At 40.6% G+C, this 19,175-nt stretch carries 25 protein-coding genes; 12 read left to right on the forward strand and 13 right to left on the reverse strand.

Annotated elements, in window-relative coordinates; genetic code table 11:
- Positions 1-77: 77 nt before the first annotated feature.
- From Sdiek1_RS14845 to Sdiek1_RS05720, 3 genes are all read left to right on the forward strand, one after another.
- Complete coding sequence (locus Sdiek1_RS14845; protein WP_161492000.1) at positions 78-215, forward strand: hypothetical protein; 138 nt, start codon at positions 78-80, stop codon at positions 213-215.
- Between the two features lie 308 nt (positions 216-523).
- Complete coding sequence (gene htpX, locus Sdiek1_RS05715; RefSeq protein ID WP_087438306.1) at positions 524-1,375, forward strand: zinc metalloprotease HtpX; 852 nt, start codon at positions 524-526, stop codon at positions 1,373-1,375.
- 153 nt (positions 1,376-1,528) lie between these two features.
- Entirely contained in the window at positions 1,529-1,903 is a 375-nt protein-coding gene (locus tag Sdiek1_RS05720; RefSeq protein ID WP_087438307.1) for a cupin domain-containing protein, read from the forward strand.
- 22 nt (positions 1,904-1,925) lie between these two features.
- Here Sdiek1_RS05720 and Sdiek1_RS05725 read toward each other — a convergent pair whose 3' ends face one another.
- The gene (locus tag Sdiek1_RS05725) at positions 1,926-2,438 is read right to left on the reverse strand and encodes an RBBP9/YdeN family alpha/beta hydrolase (RefSeq protein ID WP_238099280.1); all 513 of its coding nucleotides are present in this window, start codon (positions 2,436-2,438) and stop codon (positions 1,926-1,928) included.
- Positions 2,439-2,568: 130 nt separating this feature from the next.
- On the opposite strand from Sdiek1_RS05725, the gene Sdiek1_RS05730 reads away from it, so the two are divergent.
- A complete protein-coding gene (locus tag Sdiek1_RS05730; RefSeq protein WP_087438308.1) occupies positions 2,569-3,117 on the forward strand; it encodes an isochorismatase family protein in 549 nt (182 codons plus the stop codon).
- Positions 3,118-3,139: 22 nt separating this feature from the next.
- On the opposite strand, the gene Sdiek1_RS05735 is transcribed toward Sdiek1_RS05730, so the two are convergent.
- The 11 genes from Sdiek1_RS05735 to folD form a co-directional block, all read right to left on the reverse strand.
- Positions 3,140-3,982: a CheR family methyltransferase gene (locus tag Sdiek1_RS05735; RefSeq protein ID WP_087438309.1), complete on the reverse strand. Its 843-nt coding sequence runs from the start codon at positions 3,980-3,982 to the stop codon at positions 3,140-3,142.
- Positions 3,982-4,551 (reverse strand): CheB methylesterase domain-containing protein, encoded by a 570-nt coding sequence (locus Sdiek1_RS05740; RefSeq protein ID WP_087438310.1) that lies wholly within the window; start codon positions 4,549-4,551, stop codon positions 3,982-3,984. Before Sdiek1_RS05740 ends, Sdiek1_RS05735 begins: the two co-directional genes overlap by 1 nt.
- A 96-nt stretch (positions 4,552-4,647) precedes the next feature.
- Positions 4,648-6,099, reverse strand: coding sequence for a leucyl aminopeptidase (locus tag Sdiek1_RS05745; RefSeq protein ID WP_087438311.1), 1,452 nt, complete (start codon positions 6,097-6,099; stop codon positions 4,648-4,650).
- The gene (locus tag Sdiek1_RS05750) at positions 6,065-6,778 is read right to left on the reverse strand and encodes a DedA family protein (protein WP_087438312.1); all 714 of its coding nucleotides are present in this window, start codon (positions 6,776-6,778) and stop codon (positions 6,065-6,067) included. Before Sdiek1_RS05750 ends, Sdiek1_RS05745 begins: the two co-directional genes overlap by 35 nt.
- Before the next feature lie 4 nt (positions 6,779-6,782).
- Positions 6,783-7,988, reverse strand: coding sequence for a tryptophan synthase subunit beta (gene trpB / locus Sdiek1_RS05755; RefSeq protein WP_087438313.1), 1,206 nt, complete (start codon positions 7,986-7,988; stop codon positions 6,783-6,785).
- On the reverse strand, positions 7,988-8,581 hold the full coding sequence (locus tag Sdiek1_RS05760; RefSeq protein ID WP_087438314.1) for an adenine phosphoribosyltransferase: 594 nt from the start codon (positions 8,579-8,581) through the stop codon (positions 7,988-7,990). The genes trpB and Sdiek1_RS05760 overlap by 1 nt, the downstream gene beginning before the upstream one ends.
- Positions 8,582-8,730: 149 nt before the next feature.
- The gene (locus Sdiek1_RS05765; protein WP_087438315.1) at positions 8,731-9,063 is read right to left on the reverse strand and encodes a hypothetical protein; all 333 of its coding nucleotides are present in this window, start codon (positions 9,061-9,063) and stop codon (positions 8,731-8,733) included.
- 2 nt (positions 9,064-9,065) lie between these two features.
- On the reverse strand, positions 9,066-9,494 hold the full coding sequence (rpiB, locus tag Sdiek1_RS05770) for a ribose 5-phosphate isomerase B (protein ID WP_087438316.1): 429 nt from the start codon (positions 9,492-9,494) through the stop codon (positions 9,066-9,068).
- 49 nt (positions 9,495-9,543) lie between these two features.
- The gene (locus Sdiek1_RS05775; protein WP_087438317.1) at positions 9,544-10,233 is read right to left on the reverse strand and encodes a site-2 protease family protein; all 690 of its coding nucleotides are present in this window, start codon (positions 10,231-10,233) and stop codon (positions 9,544-9,546) included.
- Positions 10,233-11,060, reverse strand: coding sequence for a signal peptidase I (gene lepB / locus Sdiek1_RS05780; protein ID WP_087438318.1), 828 nt, complete (start codon positions 11,058-11,060; stop codon positions 10,233-10,235). Before lepB ends, Sdiek1_RS05775 begins: the two co-directional genes overlap by 1 nt.
- Positions 11,061-11,072: 12 nt before the next feature.
- Entirely contained in the window at positions 11,073-11,915 is an 843-nt protein-coding gene (gene folD / locus Sdiek1_RS05785) for a bifunctional methylenetetrahydrofolate dehydrogenase/methenyltetrahydrofolate cyclohydrolase FolD (RefSeq protein ID WP_087438319.1), read from the reverse strand.
- 70 nt (positions 11,916-11,985) lie between these two features.
- Here folD and Sdiek1_RS05790 point away from each other — a divergent pair, with 70 nt between their 5' ends.
- The 8 genes from Sdiek1_RS05790 to recG are packed head-to-tail and all read left to right on the forward strand — an operon-like array spanning position 11,986 to position 18,580.
- Complete coding sequence (locus Sdiek1_RS05790; protein WP_087438320.1) at positions 11,986-12,330, forward strand: cytochrome C oxidase subunit III; 345 nt, start codon at positions 11,986-11,988, stop codon at positions 12,328-12,330.
- A 55-nt stretch (positions 12,331-12,385) separates the two neighbouring features.
- Complete coding sequence (gene hemL / locus Sdiek1_RS05795) at positions 12,386-13,672, forward strand: glutamate-1-semialdehyde 2,1-aminomutase (RefSeq protein ID WP_087438321.1); 1,287 nt, start codon at positions 12,386-12,388, stop codon at positions 13,670-13,672.
- Complete coding sequence (locus tag Sdiek1_RS05800) at positions 13,669-13,965, forward strand: AtpZ/AtpI family protein (RefSeq protein ID WP_087438322.1); 297 nt, start codon at positions 13,669-13,671, stop codon at positions 13,963-13,965. Before hemL ends, Sdiek1_RS05800 begins: the two co-directional genes overlap by 4 nt.
- Positions 13,943-14,449, forward strand: coding sequence for a hypothetical protein (locus tag Sdiek1_RS05805; protein WP_238099179.1), 507 nt, complete (start codon positions 13,943-13,945; stop codon positions 14,447-14,449). The genes Sdiek1_RS05800 and Sdiek1_RS05805 overlap by 23 nt, the downstream gene beginning before the upstream one ends.
- Complete coding sequence (locus Sdiek1_RS05810; RefSeq protein WP_087438323.1) at positions 14,433-15,482, forward strand: dehypoxanthine futalosine cyclase; 1,050 nt, start codon at positions 14,433-14,435, stop codon at positions 15,480-15,482. Before Sdiek1_RS05805 ends, Sdiek1_RS05810 begins: the two co-directional genes overlap by 17 nt.
- Entirely contained in the window at positions 15,479-16,777 is a 1,299-nt protein-coding gene (locus tag Sdiek1_RS05815) for a M16 family metallopeptidase (protein WP_087438324.1), read from the forward strand. The genes Sdiek1_RS05810 and Sdiek1_RS05815 overlap by 4 nt, the downstream gene beginning before the upstream one ends.
- The gene (locus tag Sdiek1_RS15575) at positions 16,764-17,657 is read left to right on the forward strand and encodes an ATP-dependent DNA helicase RecG (protein ID WP_369688492.1); all 894 of its coding nucleotides are present in this window, start codon (positions 16,764-16,766) and stop codon (positions 17,655-17,657) included. The genes Sdiek1_RS05815 and Sdiek1_RS15575 overlap by 14 nt, the downstream gene beginning before the upstream one ends.
- Entirely contained in the window at positions 17,624-18,580 is a 957-nt protein-coding gene (gene recG, locus Sdiek1_RS15580; RefSeq protein ID WP_369688493.1) for an ATP-dependent DNA helicase RecG, read from the forward strand. The genes Sdiek1_RS15575 and recG overlap by 34 nt, the downstream gene beginning before the upstream one ends.
- A 33-nt stretch (positions 18,581-18,613) precedes the next feature.
- On the opposite strand, the gene hpf is transcribed toward recG, so the two are convergent.
- A complete protein-coding gene (gene hpf / locus Sdiek1_RS05825) occupies positions 18,614-19,126 on the reverse strand; it encodes a ribosome hibernation-promoting factor, HPF/YfiA family (protein ID WP_087438325.1) in 513 nt (170 codons plus the stop codon).
- Between the last annotated feature and the right edge of the window lie 49 nt (positions 19,127-19,175).

Consider the following 19,175-nt stretch of genomic DNA (forward strand, 5'->3'; position numbering starts at 1 on the left):
AGCTTGGGTGCCATAGTGGCTAACGTAGTCGAACGAGCTTTGCTTGTTTGACGTATAAAAGATGAAAAGAGTGGAGGATGAACACCGGTTCGGCGGAAGCTAAAATAACGGGAGTGGCAGTTGCATTTGCGTCTTTTTTTGGCACGCTTAATGGCAGAGTGTGCGCGCTTGGCAAAAAGCCTGCTGCATTTGCAAAGTCTGGGACGATAGGATGAGACAAATCCGAGAAGGGTAGTGTCAAGTGGCGGTGGATCGTCTTCCACCTCTTCAGATGAGCAGGTATCGGCAAAGAGGCGTGTGGTATGCAATAGGCGTGCGTGTTGGCGCTTAGTTGTGTATGCGATCGTCGAAGCTTGAATTGAAGCGAGTGTAAAGTAACCCTTTTTGCCAAAGCCCAGAGGCAGTCTCACGTGATGCGCGTCCTTAAAGTTGATGGCGGCATTATAGCACAACACGTTACATGTAAAAAATATTTACCAAAGTGAGATAAAATAGAGCTATCAATTTTTAAAGGAGACGATGAATGGAAGTAGTAAAAACCGTTGTCTTATTGATCTTAATGACACTGTTGTTTGTGTGGGTTGGTGGTATGATGGGCGGAACGCAAGGGATGATGATCGCATTGGTACTCGCGGGCGTCATGAACTTTGTGAGCTATTTTTACTCCGACACTTTGGTGCTTCGTCATTACAATGCGCTGCCTGTTACGCGCCAAGAAGCGGGTGGGTTGTATAACATCGTTGAGCGTTTAAGTCAAAAAGCTACTCTGCCGTTGCCTCAAATTTACATCATCCCCGATTCCATTCCCAATGCCTTTGCCACAGGGCGCAATCCTTCTCACGCGGCTGTCGCAGTGACCGAGGGACTTTTACAACTTTTGGACGATGAGGAAGTTGAAGCTGTTTTGGCGCATGAGCTGAGTCATGTGCGACATTATGATATTTTAGTGGGAACGATTGCGGCAACGATTGCGGGTGCGATTGGGGTCATTGCCAATATGATGCAGTTTGGTGCAATGTTCGGAGGAGATAGAGAAAATCGTCCCAATCCTATTGTGATGATCGCCCTTGCCATCATCTTACCGCTTGCAGCGGCAGTGATTCAGATGGCAATCAGCCGTAACCGCGAATACATGGCAGATGAAGGTTCAGCTCGTTTAACAGCGCATCCTGAATGGTTGCAAAGCGCACTGGCCAAACTTTCCAACTACAACCGCCAAGGCATGGTGCATGACGCCACACCTGAGAGTGCGCATATGTTTATCATCAACCCTTTTTCAGGCAAAGATATTTCGTTTGCGTCACTCTTTTCAACGCACCCTTCCACCGAAGATCGCATTGCACGACTCGAAGAGCTCAAATTTGAGCTAAAATAACAAACGGATTACACGTTGGTAAGAAGTTTTTCTGCCTCGAAGGAGGCAATCTTCAGTGCCACAGCGGCTTAGCGTAGCTTTTTGGGCTTTGCTCAAAAGGCATGAAAAGAGCTTGGTAAGAGCTCTCTATATTTTACATGTAAAGGATTTTAGATGAAACGCTCTTTAAATGAAATTCCAAGCACGCCACTTCAAGCAGGTGAGGGTGCGAGTATGCAAATGCTGATTGCGCCAAGTGTTGAAACAAACTTTGCAATGCGCAAATTTGTCATTAAAAAAGATGGACATATGCCTTTTCATACCAATACGGTTGAACATGAGCAGTATGTTTTAAAAGGCAAGGCGCGCGTTCGCTTGGGCGATGAGAGTTTTATCGCGGTCAAAGATGATATTTTGTTTATCCCCGCAGGCGTGGCACATTCGTACCAAGTGATTGGTGATGAAGATTATGAATTTTTGTGTTTAGTGCCTAATAGTGAAGATAAAATTGAGATGGTTAATGCCGGCGGTCAAGGTTGCGGTTGTTAATGAAATAAGCCTCTTTTGAGGCTTATTCGGTACGACGTAATTGTTCTAAAAATGTCAAACCTTCTTCCCAAAGTCCAAGGTTACTGGCGGTGTTGATATGCCCTTTTTCACCTACATTGACCAAAGAACTTCCCCATGCATCTGCAATGTGTTTTGAATACGCCAAGCTTGCATAAGGGTCATTGCTACTTGCAACAATAATACTTGGAAATAGAAAGGGTTGAAGCGGTGTATGTTCAAAGCCTTCTGCAATGGTCGGGAAAGTCGGTTCTTTTGGGTCAGGTGGCGCTACGATCAATGCTCCTTTTATGGGTGAATGATGTGCCATTGATGCCCAGTGTGCAACGACTAAACACCCAATACTGTGTGAAACAATGATAACATCTTTACCTGCATTTTTAACGGCGATTTCGATGTTTTTAGCCCATTCATTACAGACAGGATGATCCCAATCGTTTTGCTCGATACGTTTTAAAAATCGGTATGATTTTTTTTCCCAATAGGTTTGCCAGTGCGTTTTCGCCTGATCCTTGATAGCCTGGTAATATTAACACGGATGTTGCCATAAATCCCTCATTTTATCAAAATAAAAAATTTATTGTAATCTAGCATGACTTAATTAAGAGTGAGTAGGTTATGATAATACCTAAAAGTAAGGAGGATTCATGCGTCTTGATTCAAAGCAAACAGCTATGCTACTGGTGGATGTTCAAGAACGCCTTTTTGCACATATTCATAATCACGAGCTGATTGAAAAACATCTTCTTGTACTCCTAAAGGGGCTTAAAACCTTAGAAATTCCCATTTTATGCAATCAACAATACACGAAGGGTCTTGGTCAAACCATCTCCTCAGTGCACTCTCTTTTGGGTAAAACGACAATATATGAAAAGTGCACTTTTAGCTGTTATCAAAACAGTGAAGTCACAGAGGCGTTGGAAGCATTACATGTAAAGTGTGTGATTGTTGCAGGCGTTGAGAGTCATGTGTGTGTTTTACAAAGTGTGTGTGATCTTTTAGATGCAGGGTTTGAGGTGATCGTATGTGCCGATGCCATGGGCTCGCGAAAAGCGTATGATCATGAAATGGCACTGCGTCGTATGGAACAAGAAGGGGCAAGCCTTGCTACTACGGAGTCTCTTTTGTTTGAACTACTGCAAAGTGCCCTTCATCCGCAGTTTAAAGAGGTCAGTGCCCTTGTAAAAACACTGTAAATCGTTTTACATGTAAAGAAGTTTAGGGCTTCTTTACATAGTAAGAGAGGCGATTGTCCGTATGTTTGATAAAATAGTTATTCTCAGGTATGATGTCCGCATGTCCTAAAAAGAGCTTACCTTCTGGCTTAAGAAGCGTGGCAAAGCGCTCAATGGTTTTAAGGCGAAAGTCATCATCAAAGTAGATGAGCATATTGCGGGAAAAGATAATGTCATACTTTCCTAATGCGAGAAATTCATGCTCAAAAATATTGACTTTCGTAAATGAAATAGAGGTGAAATATTCCCGTTTAACACGATAATAACGCTCTTCTAGGGTAAAAAACTTCTCTTTAAGCCGAGTCTCCAATTTATGCAAAGAGCGTTCTGAAAAGAGCCCTTTTTGGGCTTTATCGATTGCTTCAGAGTTGATGTCAATACCCATAATACTGAATTCTCTAGGTTCACGTCTACGTTCTTGCAACATCATGGAAAGGGAGTAAACCTCTTCACCTGAAGCACAAGGGGCACAGAGAATTTTGACATTGGGAATGGTAAGTGCAAAGGTAACAGCCATATCCAGTTGCGCCTCTTCACGGTAAAAGTAGGTTTCATTGACCGTGACAAGATCAATGAGGTCTTGTCTAAGCGCTTTATCATGCTGTAAGGTTTCAAAGAGCTTACGAAAACTATAAATCTCTTTACGTTCACAAAAGAGACGAAGCTTGGTTTCGATAACACTGTTCTTTGCAAACAGATCCACACCAATCTCACGTTTAATGTAATGCAAAAGGTCTTGAAGTCCAAAGGTATTGAACTCTTGATGCACTGCAACTTCATGATTGTGTACGACTTCAGGTTCTTTTTTTCTATTCCAAAACCACATTAGGATTCTCCGAATTTTTTGATGGTTTGTATAATGTCATCAAGTGCAAGTGCGACAATATTGGGATTGATCTCCACCGCACGTTTTGGCATGCCAAAAACGATAGCACTTTTTTCACTCTCAGCGATGCACGTTGCACCATTTTTTTGAAGTTCACTGAGCCCATTGGCACCATCATGCCCAATGCCTGTCAGTAAAACGGCTAAGATTTCGGTATCTTTGATTTGTGCAACACTCGAGGAGAAAAGCGTGTCAATACTTGGGTTATAGGGGGTTTCTCCCTCTTTGACGGGTTCAATGCTGGGTGAAAAATCACCCCGAATCAGATGACAATTTTGAGGGCAAATATAGATATTGGATTGCTTTAAGGACATCCTTTGATCAACGGCGTGTACGGGCAGGCTCAGTTCATTTTGAAATTGACTGATAAAGCTTGGAATAAAGGTTGCGTTCATATGCTGTGCAATCACAATCGCACCCGTATAGGTTGTTGAGATGGCAGAGAGAATTTTTTTAAGGTGACCAGGGCCTCCGGTGGAGGCTCCGATCAAAACAATTTTTAGTTTCATTAGGCTCCGAGTCTATTAGAATTCCTACAGAACTCTTTTGGTAACGGCTTTTACTCAAAGCCAGCAAACCTATATTAAGCCATAAAGGCACAATGTCTATTTTTTATTTTCTTCAAAGATCCAGTAAAGATTCATTCGAATGCCAGCACCCGTTGCGCCAAATTGGTTATAGCCCCATGCTTTTTCAGTATAAGCTGGACCTGCAATATCTAAGTGAAGCCATTTATCTTTATTTTCTTCTTCGATGAAATTATCCAAAAAGAGTCCAGCGGTAATAGCGCCACCGTAACGGCTAGAGCTGATGTTAGACATATCGGCAACGGAGCTTTTTAGAAGTTTTTTTAGGTATTTATTAAACGGAAGTGCACCACTGAGTTCTCCACTGGCCGTTGCCGCTTTAAGCATAGAGTGTTTAAGTTCGCTACTATGTCCCATAATACCCATAGTGTATTCACCAAGAGCGACGACACATGCACCTGTAAGCGTTGCCATATCGACCAAAAGATCAGGTTTAAGCTCTTGCGCGTAGCACAAACAATCCGCCAAAACCAAGCGACCTTCTGCGTCCGTATTGCGTACTTCGATGGTTTTACCGTTCTTTGCAACGAGTACATCATCAGGTTTATAGGCATTGCCACCGATCATGTTCTCTGTTGCACCAATAATGGCATGGATCTCATAGGGAAGCTCTAAAGTTGCCGCTGCTTTTAAGATCGACATAACCGCTGCTGCACCACTTTTGTCAGCTTTCATGGTGACCATGTGTTCACTTGGTTTTAAGCTAAGTCCGCCGCTATCATACGTTAGACCTTTTCCAACATACACAAGGCGTTTTTTGGCATTTTCAGGCTTATAGGTGAGGTGAATCAAGCGAGGAGGGTGTACGCTGGCACGATTGACAGCAAGAAAGGCATTCATCCCTTGTTCTTTTAAAAATACCTCGTCCATCACTTTACATGTAACGTTTGGAATTGTGGTTAAGGTTTGCGCAATATTAGCGAGAGCAATCGGTGTCATATCTTCAGGAGTTGCATTGACAATCTCTTTGGCGAAGTTGGTCGCTTCTGCTACAGCAGTAGCTGCACGGAGGGCTTTATTCGCTGTCTCCATCGAAACATCAGTACGACTATAATCTTCCAAACAGATGGTTATTTTTTCAATTTTAGAAGACTCTTTTTTACTTTTATAGGTATCAAACGTATAGCTACCTAAAATAAAGCCTTCAACAAGGGCTTTAATATTAATGCCAGGGCACTCATTGGAGTATGTACCAATGGCAAGTGTTTTGGCATTGGTCTTTTTGAGCGCACCCAGCGCATTAGACGCTGCTAAACGAATTTCATCGGCATCAAGAGAATCACACCCCACATAAAGTGTTTTACTTGTTGGTGTAAAGAGAGTTTCTTCACTCTCACCTTTAAACCCTAAAAATTGTAACGTTTCTTGATCATTAATCCATGAATGCGTTAAATCTTTATTGATTACAAAGACGATTTTAACGTCTGCTGCTGCATTAGTTAATTTTTGATTGAGTAGTTCTATTTGCATGTTTATCCTTAAATGTCTTATCAGTTACTTTATGAAAATAATAGGAGATACCACCTGCTACAATGGCGGCTATTGGAATAGCAAAATACCAGTGTGCTTTTGCCCAGTGAATGACAATGAGAATCTCTTGACCAAAATACCATGTAGGAACAATCGTAAAAGATGCCCAAAACCATGCCGAAATAAGATTGATCAAAGCAAACATTTTGCCACTATAACGTGTCAAACCTATGGAAATAGGAATAACCGTACGTAATCCATAGAGGTAACGTTGTGCAAAGATAATAGGCCAGCCATGTTTTTTCAAAAGAACATGTGCAAGGGCGAGTTTACGGCGTTGACTTCGAAGTTTTTTATGGACTAATTTTTTATTAAAACGACCAATGTAAAAATAGACTTGATCTCCTGCAAAGCCACCAAGTCCTGCCACGAAAATGGCAATAAAAAGGTGCATATCGCCTGTATGGGTCAACAAACCTGCCATGACAAGTCCAATTTCACCCTCCAACATTCCCCAAAAAAAGAGAATGATGTAGCCATACTCTTTTAAGAGGTAGATAAATTTATTTTCTAATCCACTTACAGGTGCTAAGTAGAGGACATATCCAAGTGTTGAGAGTACGATTGTCATAAAGAGAGCAAATAGTTTTCCAGAATGTTTACTCATAAATTCATTCATTGGCTTATCCAATATTCAAAATGGATTTTGCTTGCATCATGTCTTTATCGCCACGTCCTGAAAGATTGACAATAATGACTTTGTTTTTGATCTCATCTTTAGGAATTTTTTTCAAATATGCCACAGCATGTGCACTCTCAAAAGCAGGAATAATCCCTTCTTTGCGACTCAACCAGACAAAAGCATCCAGTGCTTCTTGATCCGTAATATGATCGTATTTTGCCGCACCTATCTCTTTAAGATACGCATGTTCAGGTCCAATGCCAGGGTAATCGAGTCCTGCTGAAATAGAGTGAGCTTCGAGTATCTGTCCATCATCATCTTGGAGAAGATAACTCATCTGTCCATGCAGTACTCCAGGGCTTCCTTTTGCGAGGGAACAGCCATGTTTATCCGTATCAATGCCAAGACCACCTGCTTCGATACCGACACAGGTCACCCCTTCTTCGCCTAAGAAATGGCTAAAAATACCCATTGCGTTGCTACCACCACCAATACAGGCAACAACCATGTCAGGAAGGCGTTTTTCTTTGACCAAAATTTGCGCTTTAGCTTCATAGCCAATAATGGCTTGAAAATCACGTACCATCATAGGATATGGATGAGGGCCTGCAACGGTTCCGATGATGTAAAAGGTATCACGCGCATGGGTGACCCAGTAGCGAATCGCTTCGTTCATCGCATCTTTAAGTGTTTTACTACCACTTTTAACGGCATGAACTTTTGCGCCTAAAAGCTTCATACGAAAAACATTGAGTTCTTGTCTCTCAACATCTTTTTCTCCCATAAACACTTCGCATTCAAGTCCTAAAAGAGCCGCGACGGTTGCTGTTGCAACACCATGTTGCCCCGCACCGGTTTCTGCAATGACACGTTTTTTACCCATTTTTTTAGCGATTAAGCCTTGTACGATGGTATTATTGATCTTATGTGCACCTGTATGGTTAAGGTCTTCACGTTTGAGATAAACTTTAGCACCTAACTCTTGAGAAATATTTTTCGCGAAATAAAGTGATGAAGGGCGTCCTACATAATCTTTCATGTAGTGATCCACTTCAGTCCAAAAATTTTCATTAAAGCGAAGGTTCTGGTACTCTTTTTCAAGTTCTAACAGAACAGGCATCAGTGTTTCAGGAACAAAGCGTCCACCAAAAATACCAAAATGGCCATTGTGATCAGGGTCGAATTTTGAAGCTCTAGGAATATACATTAAAATACCTCTAATACAGAATAGACAGAAGTTGTTTTTTTGATATCAAGATCCCCTTGTAAAAAAGTAAGGTTGATCACAAAGCACGCTTCAACACATTCTGCTCCTGCTTTATTAATAAGATTGACTGCAGCTGTGGCTGTACCGCCTGTTGCAATTAAGTCGTCGATTAGGAGCACTCTTGGTTTTGATGTGGTTATCGCTGAAAATGCGTCGATGTGTATACAAACTTCATCAACCCCATACTCCAATGAGTATTTTTCGCTGATCGTTGTGTAGGGAAGTTTGCCCGGTTTTCGAATAGGAACAAAACGTGTTTTAAGGCGTGCTGCTAATGCAGCCCCAAAGATAAATCCACGGCTTTCGATACCAGCAATATAATCAATTTTCATAGTCGAATAACGATCTACCAAATGGTCAATCAAGAGTGTAAATGCTTTAGCATCGCCATGGTCAATCAAGAGTGTAAATGCTTTAGCATCGCCTAGAAGAGTGGTAATATCCTTAAATTTGATGCCAGGTTTTGGGAAATCTTCAATTTCTCGAACAGAATTTAAAAGATAAATTTTATCAGCTTCACTTAAATGACTCATAGAAAACCTTTTTCATTTGAATATGCCTTCTAAGCAAAACTTAAAAAGCTACGTTATTTAGCCACTTGGGCGCTAAAGTTTGCCTCTTGAGGGGCAGAAAAATATTTACATGTAAAAGGAGAAAGAAAAAGAGTAACTTTTTAAACGAATTATAAAAGTGCCTCGATCTTTCCTTCAAGCTCTTTAATGTGCTGGCGGAGTTTGTCTCCTTCCATGCGGTACTGACTGTTGCGTGTACGAAGTGATTTTAGGTCATTTTTGACTTTTTTAAGTTCATCACTTAAAATATCAATATTGCCTAAAGAGCGTTGCAATTGCACTTGGTATTTGCGGATAACCACTTCGGCATCATTGAGGGTTTGTTTAACGACAATGTTACTGCGCTTCTCTTTACGTAAAAGCGTTTTGAAGTAAAACACCATAATCAATAAGTACATGCAAGCGGAAAAAAGTACCGTTGCGATAACCCAGTCAAGTGCCATAGTCATAACTCTATTTTCTTAACACGATCAGCGTGTCTGCCACCTTCAAATGAGGTAGCACACCATGCTTTGAGCATGGATTCAATAACACCTAGCCCAACAATACGTTGACCAAAACAGAGTACATTCGCATCATTGTGTGCGCGTGCCATTTCTGCTGTATACGCATCATGACAAAGCGCTGCACGAATACCAATATGCTTATTGGCGGCCAAGCTCATACCAATGCCTGAACCACAGATAAGAATTCCCTGTGTTGCACTGTTATTGAGAACTTCAAGGCAAAGTGCATGAGCATAATCAGGATAATCAACACGTTGATCGTTAAATGGTCCAAGATCAATGACTTCATGACCCATATGGTTTAACAGTGCAATGACATCGGGTTTGATGGCAATGCCTGCATGATCGGTTGCGATAAAAAACTTCAAGGAAATGTCCTTTAACTAGGTAATAGAAACGATTATATCACAAGGATTATTAGAAATTCCAAAAACAGACTCCCCATAGGAAGCCTGTTAATATAACCATCCAATTACGTAGCGAATGGGAAGAAAAAAAGTAGTGTGACAGGGGTGTTGCAATGAAAACAATAAGAATGATCATGCCATAACGCTCTAATGATTCATAAAAGCGCACGAGCGCGTTCCATCCAAAGATGATACCAAGATAAGTGAGGGCGTGTGAACCATCTAAGGGTGGAATGGGATAGAGATTGAAAAGCCCTAAAACAACGTTGTAAATCAGTGACTGGATTAAAAAAAAGATGACAAAAACTTCAATAAAGTTACTTGCATTTCTTAGATCAGGTAAAAAACTCAACATGCCTGCGCACAGAAGGGCTAGAGAGAAGTTGTAAGCAATACCTGCTAAAGAGACATAAATAGCCGCTTTATAGCCACCATTTCTAATGACGGTGGGTATATAAATCGGTACAGGTTTTGCCCAACCGAACATAAAAGGAGCACCACTAAAAAAGAGGACAGCTGGAACAATGATTGTTCCTAAAAGATCAACGTGAACGATGGGGTTGATACTCAAACGACCTTGGTATTTAGCCGTAGTGTCACCATAACGATATGCGACATATCCATGCATAATCTCATGACCAATGATCGCTACCATAAGAGCTAAAACGGTAGCACTGATCTCAATAATTTTAACTTCCATTAGAAAAAGTTCTCATCGTATTGCATGGATTCGACAAAGCGACCAATGCGGTTCCATCTGATTTTATAGTCATCATCCCATGAAAAATAGATAAACCAAGGCTTTCCGACAATGAGGCTATAAGGGACACTTCCCCAAAAACGGCTATCGTTAGAGTGGTCGCGGTTATCGCCCATCATAAAATAGTTATCTTTTTCTACTTTGGCATAAAAAGCGTTAAATCCATAGCCAGAAATACTTGGAAGTTCCTGTACTTGAGCAGGTTTCATGAAAAGTTGATTTGCCCCTAAGTGCAGTACCATTTGTTGAAAGAGATCAACGGAGTCATCATAGTGAATGCCATGAAATTTTTCGATATAAGGGTTATTGACCCAAAGTTTACCGGCAATTGTTTTGATTTTTTCAGCAGGATAGTTTGCTTTAATATATTCATCACCCTCGCTAAAGTGGATGTAGAGATTTTTCTCTTGGAAAAGAATTTCATCCCCTTCTGTTGCGACACAACGTTTAACATAATGGACTTTGATATCTTTGGGATAGCGAAAAACAACGATGTCTCCACGCTCAGGTCTATTTCCTTCAATGAGGTGACCATTGCCTTTAAAATCAGGCAAAACAGAAATTTCAAGCCAAGGAAGATGCGGTGTTGGAATACCATAAACAAATTTTTTCACAAAAAGATGATCACCAATCAAAAGGGTTTTAATCATCGAACCACTAGGAATAACAAAGGCTTGTGCGACAAAAAAAATAACAAATAAAACAATAATAAGTGTACCTGTCCAGCTGTTGGAAAAGTGGTAAAAACGGTTGAGTAAATTTTTCATAGTTTTCCTAAATTATAAACGCTGTTCGGCAGCTTTAATGGTATTTTCGAGTAACATGGCAATCGTCATGGGACCAACTCCTCCTGGAACGGGAGTAATGTAACTGCATTTGGGTGCAACATTGGCAAAGTCAACATCACCCACAAGGCGTCCTTCTTCAGTTTTGTTGATACCAATATCAATCACCATAGCACCCTCTTTAATCATGTCGGCAGTAATGAGATTTCGTTTACCTACTCCTACAATGACAAGGTCAGCTTTTTGGGTATGTGCTTTAAGATCTTTGGTGAAGATATGACAAATATCGACGGTTGCCCCTGCATTTAAAAGAAGGTTCATCATGGGCTTTCCTACGATGTTACTCGCACCCACAACACATGCATCTAAGCCTTTTGGGTCGATGTTGTAGTGCGCAAGCAAGCGCATAACACCCAGCGGTGTGCAAGGTACAAAGCTGTCAAGTCCTGCAACTAAACGACCCACATTAAAGGGATGAAAACCATCGACATCTTTTTTAGGATCAATCGCCTCGATAATTTTTGTGGTGTCAATGTGTTTAGGAAGAGGGAGTTGAACAAGGACTCCATCAATGTTTGGGTTGTTGTTAATCATCGTAATGGTTTCTAAAATTTTCTCTTGTGAAATGGTAGTTGGCATTTTATGAATGATGGAGTAAACACCAGCGGCATCACACGCTTTTTCTTTCATTTTGACATAGGTTTGGCTCGCTGCATCATCACCGACTAAAATGACGGCAAGACCGGGGGTAATACCTTTAAGATTAAGGGCATCGCTCTGTGTTTTGAGCTCTATTTTGATTTGATCTGACAGTGCTTTTCCATCGAGGATCTGCATTCAAACATCCTTTTAGTTCATTTTTGATACTATACCAAATTACGAATAAAGAGAGGATAAAGTAGTTTTGATGCGGTTTTTGCTTACATGTAACGTGTTCTTGTTTTTATCTTTTACGCCACTTTTGAGTGAGGATTTTATCTCTAAAATGGAGTATGCAAAGATGCTCTATTCTAACCCCAGAGGCATTGGCTGTAACAAATGCCATGGTGAAAAAGCCGAAGGTGCCATTATCTCAAAATACATCTCAAGAGGTAAAGAGGTGACCCTTTCTGCACCTGCCATTACCAGCGTTTCTAAAGAACGTTTTTCCCAAGCTTTGACGTCTCAACATAAAGTAATGCCGACTTATTTTTTAACATGGCAGGAGATTGATAGTTTGTATTATTACGTCTCAAGTGAAGTGAAAAAGTAGTTTGTATAGAAACTTTCTGTAAAATTTTAAAAAATAATCAATGAGGATCATGAAAATGCACTATGATAAAAGCATTAAAGCGTATGAAAAAGCTCAAAATGTTATTCCTGGTGGTGTAGATTCTCCTGTGCGCGCATTTAAAAGCGTAGGAGGAACACCTCTGTTTATCAAAAAAGGCGAGGGTGCGTATCTGTTTGATGTCGATCACAACCGCTATGTTGACTATGTTCAAAGTTGGGGACCTCTTATCTTTGGTCATGCTAATAAAACCATTGAAAAAGCGGTGATTAAAGCGGTTAAAAAGGGGCTTAGTTTTGGAGCACCTACGAAAGCGGAAACAAAACTTGCAACGCTTATCTGCTCACTCTTTCCTGAAATTGATAAAGTACGCTTTGTCAGTAGTGGAACCGAGGCGGTGATGAGTGCGATCAGACTTGCGCGAGGCTTTACATGTAAAGATGATATTATCAAATTTGAGGGTTGCTACCATGGGCACAGCGACTCACTTTTAGTACAAGCGGGAAGTGGCGCTGTAACGTTTGGAACGCCTAGTTCTCCAGGAGTTCCCGCCGATCTTACCAAACATACGCTTTTAGCTAAATACAACGACATCAAAAGCGTTAAAGAGTGTTTTAAACATTCTAAAAATATCGCGTGTATTATTATCGAACCTCTGGCTGGCAATATGGGTTTTGTTCCTGCCGATGCAAAATTTTTGGAAGAGCTAAGAGTTTTATGTGACAAACATGGAACGCTTTTGATTTTTGATGAGGTCATGAGTGGCTTTAGAGCAAGCCTTAAAGGGGCACAAGGGATTTATACAACCGTACCCGATTTGGTGACGTTTGGAAAAGTCATCGGTGGTGGTATGCCTGTAGGTGCTTTTGGTGGACGCGCTGAAATCATGAATAAACTCTCCCCTGATGGTCCAGTGTATCAAGCAGGAACGCTCAGTGGAAATCCTGTAGCAATGGCAGCAGGACTGGCTTCATTAGAGCAAATTATAGAGGATGAAGAGCTGTATATTAGGCTTGAAAAAAAGGCTAAGAGGCTGGTGGAAGGACTTAAAGAGGCTGCTCAGGTATCGGGTATTTCACTTCAAGTTTCAGCCATTGGTTCCATGTTTGGCTTTTTCTTTAATGATGCTCCTGTGAAAAATTTTGAGGATGCTCTTAAAAGTAATACCACATGTTTTGCAGCCTTCCATCAAGGTATGCTTAGAGAGGGTTTTTACTTTGCATGCTCACAGTTTGAAACCGGTTTTATCTCCGATGCTATCAGTGATGAGATGATCGAAGAGACCATTGAAGCAGCGATTAAAGTATTTGAAGAGATTGCATGAGCGATAAACCAAAATACGGCAAACTGATTGAAGGAGCTGAACAGCTCTCCTTAGGGATTTCTATTGTAGTAGCAGTGCTAATTGGTATTGGTGTTGGTATGTTAATGAGCAATGTGTTTAACACCCCCTGGCTTTTATGGGTTGGTGTTTTTTGGGGAGTGGGTGGCGCTATTTTAAATGTTTACAAAGCTTACAAAAAAAATGTCGCTTCCTTAGATGAACTCAAAGATGATGTACGCTATAAAAAATACCAACAACCTAAAGATGATGATGAAGATGACGACGACAAGTAGGCTTTTGCGCTTTTATCTTTTAGGAGATGTACTGGTCATTCTTCTTTCGTTGATTCAAGGAGGCGAGTGGCTTTTAAACACGCAAATAGCGTTTGTCTGCTCACTGCTGATTACTTTGGCATCGTTTCGCTCGTACCATACGTTTGTGACACGTCGTGTTGATGCTAGACTCATTCCTGATGATAAATTTGATAAATACTATGAGGACGATCAAGAAGAAGATGATGAAAAAGAAAATGTTACTCCAAGAGTCGCTAAAGTAGGCTTTAAACAGAGTTTTCAAAATCTTGCTTTAAGCTATAAAAGTGCACTTTCACTGTATCGTATCCTTTCGTATGGTGTACTGTTCTTAGCCGTACTTTTTTTAATTCGCCATGATAATTTGGATGCAATAGCTTTTTTTGTGGGCTTAAGTGTGGTTCCACTCTCAAGCTTTTTATCTGTTTTGTTTGTTAAAAAGGGATTGAATGAAACGAATGAGTAATGAAGAGGCCTTACGTTTAATTCGTGAGGTAGATCTTAATACATTAGGTGAGATGGCGTTGAAGCGCAAAATGGAGCTTCACCCTGAAAATTTGACAACATTTGTTGTCGATCGCAACATCAATTATACGAATGTCTGTTGGGTTGATTGTAAATTTTGTGCCTTTTACCGTCATCATAAAGAAGATGAAGCGTATGTACTCTCCTTTGAAGAGATTGGTCAGAAAATCGAAGAGTTGATTGAAATCGGTGGAACGCAAATCCTGTTTCAAGGTGGTGTACATCCTAAACTTAAAATTGAATGGTATGAAGAGTTGGTTGAGTGGATTAGTACGAATTACCCTAGCATCACGATTCATGGATTCTCTGCTATTGAGATTGATTACATCGCTAAAATCTCGAAGATCAGTTACCAAGAAGTGCTCTTACGTCTTCAGAAAAAAGGACTTTATAGCATTCCCGGAGCTGGAGCTGAGATACTCAGTGACCGTGTTCGTGACATCATCGCACCTAAGAAATTAGGGAGCGAAGAGTGGCTTGGCGTACACAGAGCCGCTCATAAAATCGGTATGCGCTCAACTGCTACCATGATGTTTGGAACGCTGGAAAGCGATGAAGAGATCATCGAGCATTGGGAAAAAATTAGAGAGCTTCAAGATGAAACAGGTGGTTTTCGAGCCTTCATCATGTGGAGTTTTCAAAGTGATCATACCAAGCTTAAAGAAGAACATCCTGAGATTAAAAAGCAGTCCTCAAATCGCTATCTCAGGCTTCTAGCCGTGAGTCGTTTGTACCTTGATAATTTTAAAAATATTCAAAGTTCATGGGTAACACAAGGCAGTTACATTGGTCAGCTTGCTCTGCTGTTTGGAGCGAATGATCTAGGCAGTACGATGATGGAAGAGAACGTCGTCAAAGCAGCAGGTGCAGCTAATCGCATGAATCAAACGGAGATGATTAAGCTCATCAAAGATATTGGGTCTATCCCTGCCAAACGTGATACATCGTACACGATTTTGGAGAAGTTCGCATGAAAAAACTATTTTTTACAATCATGATTTTGTTACAAGGAGTATTAGTGAGTCAAGAGATTAGTCAAATCAATGTTAATGGTGTTGAAATTCCTATCGTATTTGAAAAGGATGCTTCACTCCCTCTCGCTTCAGTACAACTTGTCGTTAAAAATGCAGGTAGCATGGAAGATGGTACGAATGAAGGTATTGCCAAGTTTTTAGCAGGAATGTTGGGTGAAGGCACCAAAGAGATGGGCGCAACGGCGTTTGCAGAAGAGCTTGAGTTTCGTGCTATTTCATTAGATGCTCATGCGGGTGTTGAAACAATGGTCTTTGAAGCTTCAGCACTTAAAGAACAGTTTCCCTATGCTTTGGAAATGATGAAAAAACTTCTCAAAAGTCCAAATTTCAGTAAAGAGAGTTTTGATAAAATCAAGCTTCTTACCCTTGGAATGCTCTCTAACAAAGAGAGTGATTTTGACTACATCGCCAATCTCAATCTTCAAAAACTCATCTTTGAAAACACCCCCTTTGCTCATGCGTACAGCGGTGATGTTAAAAGTATCAAGGCGCTCAAACTTAAAGATGTTGAAAACTTTTACAAAGAACGCATTAACCTAGAGAGCTTGATTATCGTTGCGGGTGGTGATATTGAACTGGATGCGCTTAAAAAAATGCTTTTACCCGTATTGGCTGAAATCAAGCATGGAAAACGAACGACGACGCCATACTTTGATGCTAATAAAAATGCTAAAGAGCTGATTGTTCATAAAGAGAGTGAACAAGCTTACATTTACTTTGGTGCACCTTTTTATATGAAAAGTGGTGACCCTGAAACCTATAAGGCTAAAGTTGCAAGTTTCATCTTAGGTGAGAGTGGTTTTGGAAGTCGTTTAATGGAAGAGATACGTGTTAAACGTGGACTTGCGTATTCAAGCTACAGCCGAACCAGTGTAGGAAAATCAAGCAGTAGTTTTACAGGACACCTTCAAACCAAAAATGAGAACTTGGATGAGGCCAAAAAGCTTGTTGGTGAAGAGATTAAACGCTTTGTAGATCAAGGGGCAACGGAAGAAGAGTTAGCTCAAGCAAAACGTTTTTTACTTGGTTCTGAGCCTCTTCGTAATGAAACACTTTCGCAACGCCTTTCTCGTGCATTTTTTGAGTATTATGGCGGATTTGAGCTAGGATATTCTAAAAAACAGCTCGAAAAAATTGAAAAGTTAAGTCTGGAAGATCTTAATAGTTTCATTAAACAACACGATGAAATCACAGCCCTTAGTTTTTCGGTAGTCACAAAACGTGAAAAACCTTGAATGTGACCCAATAGATCAAGAACGCTTCAAAAAAATAGGAGTAGATACGCTGTTAGATTTGGCGCTACTCCTGCCTTCTTCGTATGAAAATACAACCCTTTCTCCCACGCCTCTGATTGAGCAGATCAATACATTACATGTAAAGGTACTTTCACTCAGGCAAAGCCCTAAAGTCTTGCAAATTGTCTTTTTTTGTGAAGCATGGCAAACCAACCTTGATGGTGTAATTTTTGCTGCAAAACCGTACCATAAAGCACTCTTTAAAGTAGGGAATGAGCTTTATATTAACGGAAAAATAAGCTATAACGGTGGTAGGATGCAGATGATGCAACCCAAAACTGTGACGATCATTAACACCCTGGTTCCAAAGTACAAAACGACGCTTCAAAATAAAACAGTCATGGAGCTCATGCAACGGTATTTGAGCATTGAATCTTTAATGCATGAGGGTTTACATGTAAACGAAGCTCAAATACTGTTAAGTTTACACAGACCCAGCGCCAAAGAGGCAAGTGCCATAGGTAGCTTTGGGTACTCAGAATCCATTCTTAAAGTGCTTAAATATGTCGAAATTCATAACTACCTCAAAAAACTCTCTGGTAAAAAGGTAAGTTTTCCCTCTTGCGCAAAACTAGATGGAGATGAGCAGCCTTTTATCGCCTCACTTCCTTTTACATTAACATCCGATCAGCAAAAGGTCATTGGTGAGATCAAACGTGATTTTTTAAGTGAAAATGCTGCCAAGCGTGTCATTATGGGTGATGTTGGGTGTGGCAAAACGATGGTGATTTTGGCTTCAGTCATGATGAGCTACCCCAATAAAGCCATTTTGATGGCACCTACACTGTGCTTGCCAGCCAACTTTTTGAAGAAGCGGTGAAGTTTTTACCTTTACATGTAAAGACGATTTTAATTACACAAGAGGCTGACAGTAAAGAAAATTTGGTTGATTTTGACTTCATCATCGGCACACATGCCTTGCTGTATCGAGAACTTCCTGAATGTGCGTTGGTCATGGTCGATGAACAACATCGCTTTGGTACCAAACAACGTGCGTTGCTTTCAGCTTTGGTTTCCAAACAGGCATGGCATCCGCACTATTTGCAGTTTTCAGCCACACCGATTCCAAGGACATTGAGTATGATTCAGTCTTCTTTAGTTGATTTTTCATTCATTAAAATGCTTCCTTTTCCCAAAGACATTACAACCAAAGTGATCGCCAAAAAAGATTTTAAAGCGTTGGTGGAACATTTACGTGCTGAAATTGCACAGAAGCATCAATGTATCATTGTCTATCCGCTTGTGGAAGAGAGTGAGATGGTAAACTATCAGTCCATTGATGAGGGACGTGGCTTTTGGGAGAAAAATTTTGAGGGTGTTTATGTTACGTATGGCAAAGATAAAAATAAAGAAGAGATACTCAAAACCTTTAAAGAAGAGGGCAATTTACTCATTTCCACAACAGTTGTGGAGGTTGGTATCTCCCTTCCAAGGCTTTCCACGATCGTTATTGTTGGAGCGGAACGCTTGGGGCTTGCGAGTTTGCATCAACTTCGTGGACGCGTGAGTCGCAATGGTTTAAAAGGGTACTGCTATCTTTACACCAATATAGCCAAAAGTGAAAGGCTAGAGAAGTTTTCTCGAACATTGGATGGCTTTGAGATTGCAGAACTTGATTTAGCATACCGTCAAGGTGGTGATGTCGTTGGCGGTGTGATTCAAAGTGGAAAAAAATTGGTTTGGTTTGAAATGGCAAATGATGAGGAAATTTTAAAAGAAGCAAAAAGTAGGTTGGAAGCATAGCCACGAGAGATTTTACTCTCGTGGCGTAAAAGATTAGTAAAGACCAAATCTTCCATCGGTTTTTTTATACATAACACGGAATTTATCTTCCATATCATGGAAAACGATAAACTGCTTGTCACTTGCTTTGAGCTCGTTCATAGCATCTTCGACTTCGACGGGTTTGTAGCTATCAAGGCGAATTGGCACGATCTCATCGTCGCTTCCTTCACTGTTTTCTTCGGTAACAACAAGTTCATCAGCTTTATAATTGGTAATTTTATCATGGTGACGACGTAAAACTTTTTTAGCTCTCTCGATGGCGAGATCAACAGCGGCATAGACATCTTTGTCTTTTTGTTGAATAACAACCGTGTTTTTGTGTGCCATATTAATAGCAAACTCAACACTAAAGCCTTTTTTGCCATTTTTTTCATCTGCTGAGATCACAGTACGCACAGAGATAATATCCAAATTGTATTTGCCGATAGCATCAACGGCTCCATCAACATACGCCTTGATTGGCTCCGTCAAATCAAATTGTTTACCTACGATACTCGTGTTCATCTTGTCTCCTTTTCCTTCCCTCTTTCAAGGGTTTGTAAAGTCAGTATAA

Origin of the sequence: Sulfurospirillum diekertiae (assembly GCF_002162315.1) — a bacterium.
Classification (GTDB): Bacteria; Campylobacterota; Campylobacteria; order Campylobacterales; family Sulfurospirillaceae; genus Sulfurospirillum.

Excerpts from the sequence above, each read along its gene's own strand:
- Sdiek1_RS14845 (WP_161492000.1), top strand. The coding sequence starts at position 78 with ATGAACACCGGTTCGGCGGAAGCTAAAATAACGGGAGTGGCAGTTGCA.
- htpX (WP_087438306.1), top strand. The coding sequence starts at position 524 with ATGGAAGTAGTAAAAACCGTTGTCTTATTGATCTTAATGACACTGTTG.
- Sdiek1_RS05720 (WP_087438307.1), top strand. The coding sequence starts at position 1,529 with ATGAAACGCTCTTTAAATGAAATTCCAAGCACGCCACTTCAAGCAGGT.
- Sdiek1_RS05730 (WP_087438308.1), top strand. The coding sequence starts at position 2,569 with ATGCGTCTTGATTCAAAGCAAACAGCTATGCTACTGGTGGATGTTCAA.
- Sdiek1_RS05735 (WP_087438309.1), bottom strand. The coding sequence starts at position 3,982 with ATGTGGTTTTGGAATAGAAAAAAAGAACCTGAAGTCGTACACAATCAT.
- Sdiek1_RS05740 (WP_087438310.1), bottom strand. The coding sequence starts at position 4,551 with ATGAAACTAAAAATTGTTTTGATCGGAGCCTCCACCGGAGGCCCTGGT.
- Sdiek1_RS05745 (WP_087438311.1), bottom strand. The coding sequence starts at position 6,099 with ATGCAAATAGAACTACTCAATCAAAAATTAACTAATGCAGCAGCAGAC.
- Sdiek1_RS05750 (WP_087438312.1), bottom strand. The coding sequence starts at position 6,778 with ATGAATGAATTTATGAGTAAACATTCTGGAAAACTATTTGCTCTCTTT.
- trpB (WP_087438313.1), bottom strand. The coding sequence starts at position 7,988 with ATGTATATTCCTAGAGCTTCAAAATTCGACCCTGATCACAATGGCCAT.
- Sdiek1_RS05760 (WP_087438314.1), bottom strand. The coding sequence starts at position 8,581 with ATGAGTCATTTAAGTGAAGCTGATAAAATTTATCTTTTAAATTCTGTT.
- Sdiek1_RS05765 (WP_087438315.1), bottom strand. The coding sequence starts at position 9,063 with ATGGCACTTGACTGGGTTATCGCAACGGTACTTTTTTCCGCTTGCATG.
- Sdiek1_RS05775 (WP_087438317.1), bottom strand. The coding sequence starts at position 10,233 with ATGGAAGTTAAAATTATTGAGATCAGTGCTACCGTTTTAGCTCTTATG.
- lepB (WP_087438318.1), bottom strand. The coding sequence starts at position 11,060 with ATGAAAAATTTACTCAACCGTTTTTACCACTTTTCCAACAGCTGGACA.
- folD (WP_087438319.1), bottom strand. The coding sequence starts at position 11,915 with ATGCAGATCCTCGATGGAAAAGCACTGTCAGATCAAATCAAAATAGAG.
- Sdiek1_RS05790 (WP_087438320.1), top strand. The coding sequence starts at position 11,986 with ATGCGGTTTTTGCTTACATGTAACGTGTTCTTGTTTTTATCTTTTACG.
- hemL (WP_087438321.1), top strand. The coding sequence starts at position 12,386 with ATGCACTATGATAAAAGCATTAAAGCGTATGAAAAAGCTCAAAATGTT.
- Sdiek1_RS05800 (WP_087438322.1), top strand. The coding sequence starts at position 13,669 with ATGAGCGATAAACCAAAATACGGCAAACTGATTGAAGGAGCTGAACAG.
- Sdiek1_RS05805 (WP_238099179.1), top strand. The coding sequence starts at position 13,943 with ATGAAGATGACGACGACAAGTAGGCTTTTGCGCTTTTATCTTTTAGGA.
- Sdiek1_RS05810 (WP_087438323.1), top strand. The coding sequence starts at position 14,433 with ATGAAACGAATGAGTAATGAAGAGGCCTTACGTTTAATTCGTGAGGTA.
- Sdiek1_RS05815 (WP_087438324.1), top strand. The coding sequence starts at position 15,479 with ATGAAAAAACTATTTTTTACAATCATGATTTTGTTACAAGGAGTATTA.
- hpf (WP_087438325.1), bottom strand. The coding sequence starts at position 19,126 with ATGAACACGAGTATCGTAGGTAAACAATTTGATTTGACGGAGCCAATC.